Genomic DNA, 14493 nt, shown 5'->3' on the forward strand with positions numbered 1-14493 from the left:
CCGCGCTGAACTGCTGAATTGAGGAGTCTTTCCATGGCTGTTGCCCTGACTACCCTGGTCGAGGAAGCCGACCGCTACCTCGGTAGCGCGAAAATCCAGGATTACTGCCCCAACGGCCTGCAGGTCGAAGGCCGGCCGCAGGTCACCCGCATCGTCAGCGGCGTGACCGCCAGCCAGGCGTTGCTGGATGCTGCCGTCGAGGCCGGGGCCGATCTGGTGCTGGTGCACCACGGCTATTTCTGGAAGGGCGAGAACCCCTGCATCACCGGCATGAAGCAGCGCCGCCTGAAAACCCTGTTGAAAAACGACCTGAGTTTGCTGGCGTACCACCTGCCGCTGGATGTCCACCCGGAAGTGGGCAACAACGTGCAACTGGCGCGGCAACTGGACATTACCGTGGAAGGCCCGCTAGACCCGAACAACCCACGGGTGGTGGGCCTGGTCGGCTCCCTGGCCGAACCCGTGTCGGCGCGGGATTTTGCCCGCCGCGTCAGTGAAGTGATGGGGCGCGAGCCGTTGCTGATCGAGGGCGAGGAGATTATCCGTCGGGTCGGCTGGTGCACCGGCGGCGGCCAAGGCTATATCGATCAGGCGATCGCCGCCGGCGTCGACCTGTTCATCAGTGGCGAAGCCTCCGAGCAGACATTCCACAGTGCCCGGGAAAACGGCGTCAGCTTCATCGCCGCCGGCCACCACGCCACCGAGCGCTACGGTGTACAGGCGCTGGGCGACTACCTGGCGCGGCGTTTCGCCCTGGAACATCTGTTCATCGATTGCCCCAATCCGGTCTGAATCCTAAAACGACTGGGCATATCCATATACTGTTTCGTTCTAGCTGCCTTCCTAAATAGAATCGGGCGCTGTGATAAAGTTGCCCGCTCGAACACGGCCCGCTTGGCCGTCCATAAGATCGTTTTCCCGTGAGTAGCCATGGTCGACAAACTGACGCATTTGAAACAGTTGGAGGCGGAAAGCATCCACATCATTCGTGAGGTGGCCGCCGAGTTCGATAACCCGGTGATGCTGTATTCCATTGGCAAGGATTCGGCCGTGATGCTGCATCTGGCACGCAAGGCCTTCTTCCCTGGCAAGCTGCCGTTTCCAGTGATGCATGTCGACACCCAGTGGAAATTCCAGGAGATGTACAGCTTCCGCGACAAGATGGTCGAGGAAATGGGCCTTGAACTGATCACCCACGTCAACCCGGAAGGTGTGGCGCAGGGCATCAACCCGTTCACCCATGGCAGCTCCAAGCACACTGACATCATGAAGACCCAGGGCCTGAAACAGGCGCTGGACAAGCATGGTTTCGACGCCGCCTTCGGTGGCGCGCGCCGCGACGAAGAGAAGTCCCGCGCCAAGGAGCGCGTCTATTCCTTCCGCGACAGCAAGCACCGCTGGGACCCGAAGAACCAGCGTCCCGAGCTGTGGAACGTCTACAACGGCAAGGTCAACAAAGGCGAGTCGATTCGCGTCTTCCCGCTGTCCAACTGGACCGAGCTGGACATCTGGCAGTACATCTACCTCGAAGGCATCCCGATCGTCCCGCTGTACTTCGCCGCCGAGCGTGAAGTCATCGAGAAGAACGGCACCCTGATCATGATCGACGACGATCGCATCCTCGAGCACCTCAGCGACGAGGAAAAGGCCCGTATCGTCAAGAAGAAGGTGCGTTTCCGTACCCTCGGCTGCTACCCGCTGACGGGCGCCGTCGAGTCGGAGGCCGAGACCCTGACGGACATCATTCAGGAAATGCTCCTGACCCGTACGTCCGAACGCCAGGGCCGTGTCATCGACCACGATGGCGCCGGCTCCATGGAAGACAAGAAACGCCAAGGCTACTTCTAATTTCAGGGTTACTCCATGTCGCACCAATCTGATCTGATCAGCGAGGACATCCTCGCCTACCTGGCCCAGCACGAGCGCAAGGAACTGCTGCGTTTCCTGACCTGCGGCAACGTCGACGATGGCAAGAGCACCCTGATCGGGCGCCTGCTGCACGATTCCAAGATGATCTACGAGGACCACCTCGAGGCCATCACCCGTGATTCGAAGAAAGTCGGCACCACCGGCGAAGACATCGACCTGGCACTGCTGGTCGACGGCCTGCAGGCCGAGCGTGAGCAGGGCATCACCATCGATGTGGCCTACCGCTATTTCTCCACCGCCAAGCGCAAGTTCATCATTGCCGACACCCCCGGCCATGAGCAGTACACCCGTAACATGGCCACCGGTGCGTCCACCTGTGACCTGGCGATCATCCTGGTCGATGCCCGTTACGGCGTGCAGACCCAGACTCGCCGCCACAGCTACATCGCGTCGTTGCTGGGCATCAAGCACATCGTCGTCGCCATCAACAAGATGGACCTCAAGGGCTTCGATGAGCAGGTCTTCGAGTCGATCAAGGCCGACTACCTGAAGTTCGCCGAGGGCATCAACCTTCAGCCGAGCAGCCTGCACTTCGTGCCGATGTCCGCGCTCAAGGGCGATAACGTGGTCAACCGCAGCGAGCGTTCGCCGTGGTACACCGGCCCCGCGCTGATGGAAATCCTCGAGACCGTTGAAGTCGCCGCCGACCGCAATTTCACCGACCTGCGCTTCCCGGTGCAGTACGTCAACCGTCCGAACCTGAACTTCCGCGGCTTCGCCGGCACCATCGCCAGCGGCGTGGTGCACAAGGGTGACGACGTGGTAGTGCTGCCGTCGGGCAAGAGCAGCCGCGTCAAATCCATCGTCACCTACGAAGGTGAGCTGGAGAACGCAGGCCCAGGCCAGGCCGTAACCCTGACCATGGAAGACGAGATCGACATCTCCCGTGGCGACCTGCTGGTTCACGCCGACAACGTACCGCCGGTGACCGACCAGTTCGACGCGATGCTGGTGTGGATGTCCGAAGAGCCACTGCTGCCGGGCAAGAAATACGACATCAAGCGCGCCACCAGCTATGTGCCGGGCTCGGTTGCCAGCATCACCCACAAGGTCGATGTGAACACCCTGGAGCAGGGTGCCGCGAGCGCACTGCAACTGAACGAGATCGGCCGGGTCAAGGTCAGCCTCGATACCGCCATCGCCCTGGACGGTTACGACAGCAACCGCACCACCGGCGCGTTCATCGTTATCGACCGCCTGACCAACGGCACCGTCGGTGCAGGCATGATCATCGCGCCTCCGGTCCTGCCACACGGCAGCACCGGTCAGCATGGCAAGCTGGCCCACGTCGCGACCGAAGAGCGCGCGCTGCGCTTCGGCCAGCAGCCGGCCACCGTGCTGTTCAGCGGCCTGTCCGGCGCTGGCAAGAGCACCCTGGCCTATGCCGTGGAGCGCAAGCTGTTCGACATGGGCCGTGCGGTCTACGTCCTCGACGGCCAGAACCTGCGTCATGACCTGAACAAGGGTCTGCCACAGGACCGCGCCGGTCGCACCGAGAACTGGCGTCGTGCCGCCCACGTGGCGCGTCAGTTCAACGAAGCCGGCCTGCTGACCCTGGCCGCATTCGTTGCACCGGATGCCGAAGGCCGCGAACAGGCCAAGGCGCTGATCGGCAAGGAGCGTCTGGTGACCGTTTACGTCCAGGCGTCCCCGCAAGCCTGTCGCGAGCGTGACCCGCAAGGCCTGTACGCCGCTGGCGGCGACAACATCCCGGGCGAGAGCTTCCCGTACGATGTGCCGCTGAACGCCGACCTGGTCATCGACACCCAGTCCACCAGCGTGGAAGAGGGCGTCAAGCAGGTGCTGGACGTGCTGCGTGAGCGTGGCGCGATCTAAGCGTCGACGCTGAAAAACAAGAAACCCGCGATGGTGAAAACCATCGCGGGTTTTTTTGTGCTTGGCGAAGGTGGCCTCAGATGTGCTTCTCCGACACCGGGATCACCCGTTTTTCCTTCACCGCCTTATAGGAAAAGCTCGAATAGATTTCTTTCACACCCGGTAACGATTGCAGCACCTCGCGGGCGAATTCGCCGAAGGACTCCAGGTCCCGCGCCAGCACTTCCAACAGGAAGTCATAGCGCCCGGAAATATTGTGGCAGGCGACGATTTCGGGGATTTCCATCAGCCGCTGTTCGAAGGCGCGGGCCATGTCCTTGGTGTGTGAGTCCATCATGATGCTGACGAACGCGGTAACGCCGAAACCCAGGGCCTTGGGTGACAGGATCGCCTGGTAACCATTGATATAGCCGCTTTCCTCCAGCAGCTTGACCCGCCGCCAGCAGGGCGAGGTGGTCAGGGCGACGTTGTCGGCCAATTCCGAAATGGTCAGTCGGGCGTTGTCCTGAAGGGCGGCGAGGAGGGCGCGGTCGGTGCGGTCAATGGCGTTGGGCAAAATTTGCCCTGTCTTCGCCGAATCATGAGCTTTCATGCCTGCAATACCCCAAAGCGGTGGTCACATTTGGAAAAATATTAGTCGGTCAGTGGCATAAGCTTATTACAAACCACAAGAGGCTGTTGTCATGAGCGGCTCGACCAGAAACCCAGGATTCGCCACCCGTGCCATTCACCATGGCTACGACCCACAGGCCCACGGAGGGGCGCTGGTGCCGCCGATCTACCAGACGGCCACATTCGCTTTTCCCACTGTCGAATACGGCGCGGCCTGTTTTGCCGGCGAAGAAGCCGGGCATTTCTACAGCCGTATCTCCAACCCCACCTTGGCGTTGCTGGAGGCGCGAATGGCCTCACTGGAAGGTGGCGAGGCAGGTCTGGCCCTGGCCTCCGGCATGGGCGCCATTACCGCCACCTTGTGGACGCTGCTGCGCCCCGGCGACGAAGTGCTGCTGGGCAGCACGTTGTATGGCTGCACCTTCGCCTTTCTGCACCACGGCATCGGCGAGTTCGGGGTCAAGCTCAAGCATGTCGATATGGCCGACCTGAAAGCGGTCGAGGCTGCCATCACACCGGCAACGCGGCTGATCTATTTCGAGTCGCCCGCCAACCCCAACATGCACCTGGCCGACATCGCCGGTGTCGCGAAGATCGCCCATCGCCACGGCGCGACACTGGTCGTCGACAACACCTATTGCACGCCCTACCTGCAACGCCCGCTGGAGCTGGGCGCGGACCTGGTGGTGCATTCGGCGACCAAGTACCTCAGCGGTCATGGCGACATCACTGCGGGGCTGGTGGTCGGGCGCAAGGCGCTGGTGGACCGCATCCGCCTGGAAGGGCTCAAGGACATGACCGGTGCGGTGCTCTCGCCTCACGATGCGTCGTTGCTGATGCGTGGCCTGAAGACCCTCAACCTGCGCATGGACCGCCACTGTTCCAATGCAATGGCCGTGGCCGAATTCCTCCAGCAACAGCCGGAAGTCGAGCTACTGCATTACCCCGGCTTGCCGTCCTTCCCGCAGTACGCCCTGGCGAAGCGGCAAATGGCGCTGCCGGGCGGCATGCTGGCGTTCGAGCTAAAGGGCGGCATTACTGCCGGCCGCCGCTTCATGAATGCCCTGCAATTGTTCAGCCGCGCGGTCAGCCTGGGGGATGCCGAGTCGCTGGCGCAGCATCCGGCGAGCATGACCCATTCCAGCTACACGCCGGAGGAGCGGGCCCGCTACGGGATTTCCGAAGGGCTGGTGCGGTTGTCGGTGGGGCTGGAGGATGTCGAGGACTTGTTGGCGGATATCAAACACGCGTTGCGGGCGCAAGATTGAGTAGAAGGGGATTACAACTAGTTACCTGACTTCCTGTAGTCCCCTTACAAGACCTCGATTTTGTTACCGAAATTTCTGTCGCCATTGCAGGATCCAGCATGATTTTTCTCACCAGTGAATGAGCCTAGTTTTCGGGGATGCTTTTCCCGGACATGAGGCACTCGCGGTGGCGACAGACAATCGGAATCAACAAGGCGAGTGGCTGGACTCTGGTCTGGCATGCCTCGTCATGCTGGCGCGTTATCACAATACGGTGGCTAGCGCAGAGCAACTTGTTCACCGCTTCGCGGCCGGCAGGGCGCGCTTTTCCACCCCTCAGTTACTTCAGGCGTTCAAGCAGCTCGACCTCAAGGTCACGCTGTCCACGTGCACGGTTGAGCGTCTTCCCCGGTTGGCGCTACCGGCCATTGCCATTGACCGCGACGGTGAGTACTTCATCCTTGCCCGGCTCGAGGGCAGTCAGGCGCTGGTTCAGGATCCCCGTACAGCGACCCCGCAAGTACTGACGCTCGACGCCCTGGGCAAACGCTGGAGTGGTGAGGTGATCCTTGTGCGTTCGCAGGCGCTCCTGCCCGGCGTAGCGGCGCGATTCGACTTCACCTGGTTCATCCCCGCCGTGGTGAAGCACCGAAAGCTACTGGCTGAAACGCTGTTCGTGTCGTTCGTCCTGCAGCTGTTTGCCCTGGTGACACCGCTGTTTTTCCAGGTGGTGATGGACAAGGTTCTGGTGCACCGGGGGCTGACCACGCTTGACGTAATCGTGGTCGGGTTGCTCGCGATTACCCTGTTCGAAAGCCTGCTCAGCCTGTTGCGCACCTATGTTTTTGCCCACACGGCCAGCCGCATGGACGTGGAGTTGGGAAAGCGGCTGTTTCAACACCTGGTGGAATTGCCACTGGCGTATTTTCGGTCGCGCCGGGTGGGTGACTCCATCGCCCGTGTGAGAGAGCTTGAAAACATCCGCAGTTTTCTCACCGGGAACAGCATCACCCTGGTGCTGGATGTGCTGTTTTCCATCGTGTTCATCGCGGTCATGTTCGCCTACAGCGGATGGCTGACCCTCGTGGTGGTGGCATCGCTGCCGCTGTATGTCCTGATCTCCCTGCTGCTCACCCCGATACTGCGTGCCCGGCTGGAACAGAGTTTCAACCGCGGCGCCGAAAACCAGGCATTTCTGGTCGAGACCATCAATGGCATCGACACCCTCAAGTCGATGGCGGTGGAACCGCAGGTCACGCGGCGCTGGGACGACCAACTGGCCGCCTATGTATCGGCCAGTTTCAAGACGCAGAACCTTTCCACCCTCGCCCATGAGAGCGCTGCGTTGATCGGCAAGCTGGTCACCGTCATCACCCTGTGGCTGGGCGCGCGGCTGGTCATCGATGGAGAACTGACAGTCGGCCAGTTGATTGCCTTCAACATGCTTGCTGGCCGCGTGTCGCAACCGATCATGCGCCTGGCTCAACTGTGGAGCGGTTTCCAGCAGGTTGGTCTGTCTATTCAGCGACTGGGCGACATTCTCAATACCCGGACCGAAGCGAACCATGGCAACGGCAGCGTGTTGCCGAAACTGGTCGGGCGTATCGAGCTCGACCAGGTGAGCTTTCGTTACCGGCCCGATGCCAGTGAAGCATTGCGTGCGGTTAGCCTTCAGATCGAGGCCGGCGAGCTGATTGGCGTCGTGGGCCGCTCTGGCTCCGGCAAAAGCACTCTGACCCGGCTGATCCAGCGCCTCTATTCGCCGGAGCGCGGCCGGGTGCTGCTCGACGGCATGGACCTGGCGATCGCGGATGTCTCCTCCCTGCGCCGGCAGATCGGTGTCGTACTGCAGGACAACATGCTGTTTCGCCGCAGTGTCCGCGACAACATCGCCCTCAGCGACCCTGGCGCGCCGATCGAGGACATCGTGCGGGTGGCGAAGCTGGCGGGCGCCCATGATTTCATCCTCGAATTGCCCGAGGGCTACGACACGATGGTGGGGGAGCATGGCGCCTCGTTGTCGGGCGGGCAGCGGCAGCGCCTCGCCATTGCCCGGGCCTTGCTGAGCAATCCGCGGATCCTGATTCTCGACGAGGCCACCAGTGCCCTCGACTACGAGTCGGAGCGGATCATCCAGCAGAACATGGCGCATATCTGTCGCGAGCGCACGGTCATCATCATTGCTCACCGGTTGTCTGCCGTGCGCCATGCCAACCGCATTCTGGTGATGGAGCGCGGGCAGATTGTCGAGCAAGGCTCTCATGAGCAGTTGCTCCGCAAACCTGATGGTGTCTATGCCCACCTGCACCGATTGCAGCAGGGGGGCGGCGAATGACTGCCCTCAGGATGTTGATGGAGCGTTATCGCGAGGTTTGGCGTGAAGCCTGGCGTCAGCGCCGCTCGATGGACGGGCCGCAGCGAACGCGACACGAACTTGAGTTCCTGCCTGCCGCGCTCGCCTTGCAGGAAACACCCGTGCATCCCGCGCCGCGTTACCTGCAGCGGACCTTGCTGCTCTTCGCGGCCCTGACCCTCGCCTGGGCCTGCATCGGCGAAATCGATGTTGTCGCCAGTGCCGCGGGAAAGATCGTTCCCAGTGGTCGGAGCAAGTTGATCCAGGCCAGTGAGGGCGCCGTTATCCGTGTTATCCACGTCAGCGACGGGCAAGTCGTCAAGGCCGGTGATCTTCTGGTGGAACTGGAAGACCGGATAACGGCCGCCGAGGTCGAGCGACTGGGCAGTGAGCTGCTGGCAGCCCGTATCGACAAGGCCAGGGCGCAGGCGTTGTTGTCAGCCATCGAGCGACAGCGCGAACCGGAACCGCTGGCAGCGCTTATACCCGACGCACCCGCCGTGCAAAAACAGGCCGCGCAACGTTGGTTGCAGGGGCAGTACCTGGAATTGCGTGCGGCCCTCGATCAGGTGACGGCTGAAATCGAACAGCGCAGCGCCGAGATCCGCTCCGCCAGTGCCCGGGTCGAGTCGCTGCAGCAGATGTTGGTCATCACCCGGCAACTGGCCGCTGACTACAAACTGCTGTGGCGGGAGTCGGCCATGGCCAAGCACCTGTACCTGGAAAAGGAACAGATTCGCCTCGACCAGGAGCGGGAACTGACGACGCAGCGTTTGCGGGTGGAGGAACTGACCGCGGCGAAAAACGCCGCCAGCCACCGTCATGCCGGTGTCATCGCGCAAACCCGAAGGGCAATGCTCGACCTCTACGGCGAAGCCGGACAGCGGGTTGCAGCCCTGACGCTTGAGGTGAGCAAGGCCGAACAACGGCATCGTCTGAAGACCCTCACATCGCCGGTCGATGGCACTGTCCAGCAATTGGCGATTCACACACGTGGGGGTGTTGTTACCGAAGCGCAGACGCTGATGGTGATTGTTCCGGTCAAGTAGCCCGTTGAAGTGGAAGTGCAATTCGAGAACAAGGACATCGGCTTTGTTTTTCCTGGTCAGCCGGTAGAAATAAAGATTGAGACGTTCACGTTTACCAAGTTCGGCGTGATTCCCGGTGTTGTTCAAAGTATTTCGAGCGACGCCATCGAGGATGAACGGCGCGGGTTGATGTACAGCGCCAGGGTGAAACTGGAACAAAGCCATATTCGAGTGAATGAGCGGGACATTCCGTTATCTGCGGGTATGGCTGTGCGTGCGGAAGTGATAACGGATAGGCGCAAGGTGATCAGTTATTTCTTGAGTCCGTTGCAGCGGCATGTGCGGGAGAGCTTGGGGGAGCGGTGAGTTCGATGAAAATAATCCCCAATTAACGAGTGTCAGACCTGGAGGATGCTAGGTGTTAATTCTGAGGTGGTTTTTTTCTGTATTTACATTTACGTGGAATTTGCTCAGGGTTCTTGCGGCTTCACTAATTTTTTTATTGGGGGTTATATGTTTGAAGGTGATATTTGACTGGGTTGTTAGCCCTCCCGTTGTCCCGGTTTTTTATGATCCCTATGCGTGCGGAAAAATTTCTGGGTATGTGCTCAGGTATCCCAAGGCGTACGTGAAATTTTGGCCGGAGTATGAGGGGGAAAGTTCATGGGGTCCCGGATTTATCAAAAATAAAAAAGGGTGTGGTGCGAATTTTAGATCGTTAACGATGATGATGTCTTGGCCGGATATGAAACCAGTTAGTTTTAGCGTTGGGGCTTCATCGGAGTTTACCGGGGTGATCATTACGATTATGCCTTTGTTGCCAGTATTTAAAGGTATGTCGAAGGTGTTGGAGACTTCGCTTGACTTTGTTACACCTGAACAAATGTGCGGGGCAAAGTATAAAAATGGTCTCGGGTTGTATCACGTCAGAGGTTACGGTCCTGTCTGGAGAGATAGTTATTCTGATTTTTATTGGAGCGAGCGAGATGGGGCGGTAGAACACTTGATTTATTGCCTCTGGTTACCAATCCAGAACAAAAACTATAGATGCATGGCGAGGTTTTTAATTCCGGAGCTTGATGCTTTCGCGGAAGTTGAATTTCCGTCAGAAGATATAAAATTATGGCGCGAGATTTTAACCGATTCAGTAAGTTTTTTTAATGATGGTTTGATTGGGAGTGAGTGATGAATAAATTGACGGCGCAGGACTTGGATCACGCTAGAGCAGTTCTCGACGGAGAGGGACCTGTCGTCATGTATAAGTACTTGGCGGCGAGGGGGGATCGATACGCGATTCTTGCGAGTGGTGTAGTAAGTGCTGACTCTGTTGCGGGGTCGCAGCAATTAGCTGTATGAAATCGGTTGCAGGGGAAGTTCGAATTCCGCTTGCTGAAAAGGTAACTTCTGAAATTGTGAAGAATATGGCTGCGGCGTAATTGGAACAAAGCCATATTTGAGTGAATGAGTGGGGCATTCCGTTATCTGCGGGTATGGCTGTGCGCGCGGAAGTGATAACGGATAGGCGCAAGGTGCTCAGTCATTTTTTTGAGTCTGTTGCAGCGGCATGTGCGGGAGAGTTTGGGGATGCGGTGAGTTCGATGAAAATAATCCACAATTAACGAGTGTCAGGCCTGGAGGGGTGCGAGGTGTTTATTCGGGGTTGGGGGGGTTCTGCATTTAAATTTGTATGGAAGTTGCTCAGGTTTTTAGCGGTGTCGTTGGTTTTTTTGTGGGGACTTCTATTTCTTAAGCTGATTTTTGAGTGGGCTGTTAGCCCTCCCGCTGTTCCAGTTTTTTATGATCCCTATACGTGCGGAAAAATTTCCGGGTATGTGCTCAGGTATCCCAAGGCGTATGTGAAGTATTGGCCGGAGTATGAAGGGAAAAGCTCATGGGAGCCCGGATTTATCCACAATAAAAAGGGGTGCGGTGCGAACTTGAGGTCATTAACAATGATGATGTCTTGGCCGGAGATGAAACCGGTAAGTCTTATTGTTGGTGGTTCTTCGGATTTTAAAGGGTTGACGGTCACGATTGTGCCCGTGCTACCTATATTCAAAGGCATGTCCCGAGTTTCGGAAGTATCCCTTAGGTTTTTGACGCCTGATCAGCGTAACAGTGCTGAATACCGAGATGACTTAGGTTTGCATCATGTAAGAGGCTACAACAATACATCGCGTAATAGTTATTCGGATTTTTACTGGGGAGGGCAAGATGGGCAGATAGAGTATGTTATTTCCTGTCGTTGGTTGTTGATGCAACAAAGAAATTCTACATGCGAAGCAAGATTTATGATTCCGGAGCTTGAGGCTTTGTCGGAAGCTCGCTTTCCGCCAGAAAAAATAAAATTATGGCGAGAGTTTGTTGAGTCTTCAACGTTGTTTTTTAATGATGGCTTGATTGGGAGTGAATGATGGCTAAGTTGACTATGCAAAATATTGAAAGTGCTAGGGCGCTTCTCCATAGTGAAGGCCCGGCTGCGATGTATGACTATCTGGCTGCTCAAGGTGACCGTTACGCAGTTCTTGCGAACGGTGTGGTGAAGGTCGACTCTATCGCAGGGCATTTACGCCGGAGGAGGGATGGACCGGATCCAGGGCGGTCCCGCCGACGATGTGATCGAAGCCGGTCGAGGTGATGCGCAGATTGACGGCGCGGGTGGGGTCAATCTGGTCTCTCTGCACGGCAGTCACGACCAGTACCCCGACATCGGAAACCTAATCGACTCGATGGCGGCATTTGCACCGCCGTCTTCGGCAGGGTTCTTCCCAAGGGGAGATCAGGCGTTGGCGTGGCAACCGACGCTCGCGGTCAGTGCCTGACGGGCGTGTCGAATAACGGGCCTAATAAAAAGCCCCGCGGGTGCGGGGCTTCGGGGGTCAGTTGCGCTTGAGTCCGTAATGCTCGTCGAGCATGCCCGGTGTATTCGGCGCTTTGGGCGCGTAGTCACGCGGGACTTCGGTGTCCTTTGGCGGAGTCAGGCGATCACGCGGACCTTGTGGCGCGTCGGAGTGTAGGGCAGCCAGCAGGCGCTGACGGGTCAGTTCATCCAGTGCCAGGCGGTTGGCGCCATCGGCCAGGTGATCCTGCACTTCCTGGTAGCTTTGGGTAAGTTTCTTGACCAGAGCCGCGGTGCTGTTGAAGTGGGTCACCACTTCATTCTGGTAGCTGTCGAAGCGTTCCTGGATATCGTCCAACTGCCGCTGGGTGCTGCTCGGTGCGGCATTGGGCAGAAGGCGGGCAACCAGGAAACCAACGACGACACCCACTGCCAGGGCCAGGGTCGGCAACAACCAAACTAAGAGCGAGAGTTCCACGAGTCCTTCCTCTATAAACGGCTTTGCTTTACGTTAACGGCTCGGACCTGCGCTGTATACCGCGAAGCATCGCAAATATCTCAGAACAGAATCATTCAGCTAGACGAGTCGACCCTTGCCGGGGTCACGGAGTTTAATTCCTTGCTTACCCGCGAAACCCCCGTATTCATCGACGGCCCGGTCGGCCAACTGGAAGCGCTTTATCAGGAGGCGGCCGACGCCCCTGGCGCGGTGCTGATCTGCCACCCCAATCCGGTCCAGGGCGGAACCATGCTGAACAAGGTGGTTTCGACGCTGCAGCGTACCGCGCGGGACGCCGGGCTGATCACCCTGCGCTTCAATTATCGTGGCGTTGGTGCCAGCGAGGGCAGCCACGACATGAGCGGCGGTGAAGTGGATGATGCCCAGGCCGCCGCCGCCTGGCTGCGGGAAAAGCACCCGGACTTGTCGTTGACCCTGCTCGGTTTCTCCTTCGGCGGTTTCGTCGCCGCTGTGCTCGGCGGCCGTCTGGAGGCCGAAGGTGCAGCGCTGAAGCAGTTGTTCATGATCGCACCCGCGGTGATGCGCCTGGGAGACAGCCATGCGATCCCGCAGCACTGCCCGCTGACCGTCATCCAGCCGGACGCCGACGAAGTGATCGAGCCTCGCGTCGTCTACGACTGGTCCGCTGAACTGCCGCGCCCCCATGAGCTGCTGAAAGTGGCAGAATGCGGACACTTTTTTCATGGCAAGCTGACCGACCTCAAGGATCTGGTGCTGCCGCGTCTTTCGAACTGAGCCAAGCCTGAATAAGCGATAACCCATGACTACGCGCATTCTCACCGGTATCACCACCACCGGCACCCCGCACCTGGGCAACTATGCCGGTGCCATCCGCCCGGCGATCCTCGCCAGCCAGCAGCCGGGTGCCGACTCGTTCTACTTCCTCGCCGACTACCACGCCCTGATCAAATGCGATGACCCGCAGCGCATCCAGCGCTCGCGTCTGGAAATCGCCGCGACCTGGCTGGCCGGTGGCCTGGACCCCGAGAAGGTGACCTTTTATCGCCAGTCCGACATTCCCGAGATTCCCGAGCTGACCTGGCTGCTGACCTGTGTCGCTGCCAAGGGCCTGCTCAACCGCGCGCATGCCTACAAGGCGTCGGTGGACAAGAACCTGGAAAACGGCGAAGACCCGGATGCCGGCGTGAGCATGGGCCTGTACAGCTATCCGGTGCTGATGGCTGCGGACATCCTGATGTTCAACGCGCACAAGGTGCCGGTGGGCCGTGACCAGATCCAGCACGTGGAAATGGCCCGGGATATCGGCCAGCGCTTCAACCACCTGTTCGGCCAGGGCAAGGACTTCTTCGTCCTGCCGGAAGCGGCGATCGAGGAAAGCGTGGCGACCCTGCCGGGCCTGGACGGTCGCAAGATGTCCAAGAGCTACGACAACACCATCCCGCTGTTCAGCAGCGCGAAGGACATGAAGGACGCGATCTCCCGCATCGTCACCGACTCCCGCGCACCGGGTGAGGCGAAGGATCCGGACAATTCGCACCTGTTCACGCTCTATCAAGCCTTCTCCACGCCAGCACAGGCCGACGCCTTCCGCAGCGAGCTGCTGCAGGGCCTGGGCTGGGGCGATGCCAAGCAGCAACTGTTCCAGTTGCTCGACGGCCAACTGGGCGAAGCCCGCGAGCGTTACCACCAACTGATTACCCGCCCGGCGGACCTGGAGGACATCCTCCTGGCCGGCGCGCAGAAAGCCCGCAAGGTCGCGACCCCGTTCCTCGAGCAACTGCGTGAAGCGGTGGGCCTGCGCTCGTTCCGCGCCCTCGATCAGGGCCCGGCCGAAGTGAAGAAAAAGGCCGCGAAAGCCGCGCGTTTCGTCAGCTTCCGTGATGAAGACGGCAGCTTCCGCTTCCGCCTGCTGGGCGCTGATGGCGAGCAACTGCTGCTTTCCCGCAGCTTCGCCGATGGCAAGACCGCCGGTGCCGTGACCAAGCAACTGCAGCAAGGTCAGGCGCTGGACGTCCGTGAGGAAGGTTTGGGCTTCAGCCTGTGGCTGGAAGGCGAGAGCGTGGCCGATGGCCCGCAGTTCGACGATGCCGCGGCCCGTGACAGCGCCATCGAAGCTCTGCGCGCGGCGCTGGCGCCTCAACAGGACTGACGGCTTATCGGAAGTCTGA

Annotated in this window: 12 protein-coding genes and 1 pseudogene; 11 read left to right on the plus strand and 2 right to left on the minus strand. The window is 59.4% G+C overall.

Annotation, left to right across the window (positions count from 1 at the left end; all coding sequences use genetic code 11):
* The first annotated feature begins 33 nt into the window (after positions 1-33).
* From NTD82_RS06955 to cysN, 3 genes are all read left to right on the plus strand, one after another.
* A complete protein-coding gene (locus tag NTD82_RS06955; protein WP_262128186.1) occupies positions 34-792 on the plus strand; it encodes a Nif3-like dinuclear metal center hexameric protein in 759 nt (252 codons plus the stop codon).
* Positions 793-930: 138 nt separating this feature from the next.
* Positions 931-1848: a sulfate adenylyltransferase subunit CysD gene (cysD, locus tag NTD82_RS06960; protein WP_095154611.1), complete on the plus strand. Its 918-nt coding sequence runs from the start codon at positions 931-933 to the stop codon at positions 1846-1848.
* 15 nt (positions 1849-1863) lie between these two features.
* Positions 1864-3765, plus strand: coding sequence for a sulfate adenylyltransferase subunit CysN (gene cysN, locus NTD82_RS06965; protein WP_095154613.1), 1902 nt, complete (start codon positions 1864-1866; stop codon positions 3763-3765).
* 76 nt (positions 3766-3841) lie between these two features.
* Here cysN and NTD82_RS06970 read toward each other — a convergent pair whose 3' ends face one another.
* A complete protein-coding gene (locus NTD82_RS06970) occupies positions 3842-4321 on the minus strand; it encodes an Lrp/AsnC family transcriptional regulator (RefSeq protein WP_262128298.1) in 480 nt (159 codons plus the stop codon).
* 127 nt (positions 4322-4448) lie between these two features.
* Between NTD82_RS06970 and NTD82_RS06975 the strand changes: the two genes are divergently transcribed.
* From NTD82_RS06975 to NTD82_RS07000, 6 genes and pseudogenes are all read left to right on the plus strand, one after another.
* Positions 4449-5645, plus strand: a complete 1197-nt coding sequence (locus tag NTD82_RS06975) for a methionine gamma-lyase (RefSeq protein ID WP_095154617.1) — start codon at positions 4449-4451, stop codon at positions 5643-5645.
* A gap of 229 nt (positions 5646-5874) precedes the next feature.
* Positions 5875-7959 (plus strand): type I secretion system permease/ATPase, encoded by a 2085-nt coding sequence (locus tag NTD82_RS06980; protein WP_410017034.1) that lies wholly within the window; start codon positions 5875-5877, stop codon positions 7957-7959.
* Positions 7956-9371: pseudogene (locus tag NTD82_RS06985) on the plus strand (HlyD family type I secretion periplasmic adaptor subunit). Before NTD82_RS06980 ends, NTD82_RS06985 begins: the two are co-directional and overlap by 4 nt.
* Positions 9372-9633: 262 nt before the next feature.
* Complete coding sequence (locus NTD82_RS06990) at positions 9634-10191, plus strand: hypothetical protein (protein WP_262128188.1); 558 nt, start codon at positions 9634-9636, stop codon at positions 10189-10191.
* A 526-nt stretch (positions 10192-10717) separates the two neighbouring features.
* Positions 10718-11419: a hypothetical protein gene (locus tag NTD82_RS06995; protein WP_262128189.1), complete on the plus strand. Its 702-nt coding sequence runs from the start codon at positions 10718-10720 to the stop codon at positions 11417-11419.
* A gap of 168 nt (positions 11420-11587) precedes the next feature.
* Positions 11588-11827: a hypothetical protein gene (locus NTD82_RS07000; protein WP_262128190.1), complete on the plus strand. Its 240-nt coding sequence runs from the start codon at positions 11588-11590 to the stop codon at positions 11825-11827.
* A gap of 57 nt (positions 11828-11884) precedes the next feature.
* On the opposite strand, the gene NTD82_RS07005 is transcribed toward NTD82_RS07000, so the two are convergent.
* Positions 11885-12322 (minus strand): YhcB family protein, encoded by a 438-nt coding sequence (locus tag NTD82_RS07005; protein ID WP_095154622.1) that lies wholly within the window; start codon positions 12320-12322, stop codon positions 11885-11887.
* 141 nt (positions 12323-12463) lie between these two features.
* Here NTD82_RS07005 and NTD82_RS07010 point away from each other — a divergent pair, with 141 nt between their 5' ends.
* A complete protein-coding gene (locus NTD82_RS07010; protein ID WP_262128191.1) occupies positions 12464-13099 on the plus strand; it encodes an alpha/beta hydrolase in 636 nt (211 codons plus the stop codon).
* A 25-nt stretch (positions 13100-13124) separates the two neighbouring features.
* Positions 13125-14474 (plus strand): tryptophan--tRNA ligase, encoded by a 1350-nt coding sequence (locus NTD82_RS07015; RefSeq protein ID WP_095154626.1) that lies wholly within the window; start codon positions 13125-13127, stop codon positions 14472-14474.
* The last annotated feature ends 19 nt before the right edge of the window (positions 14475-14493 follow it).

The organism is Pseudomonas sp. 5P_5.1_Bac1, assembly GCF_025466015.1.
GTDB lineage: Bacteria > Pseudomonadota > Gammaproteobacteria > Pseudomonadales > Pseudomonadaceae > Aquipseudomonas.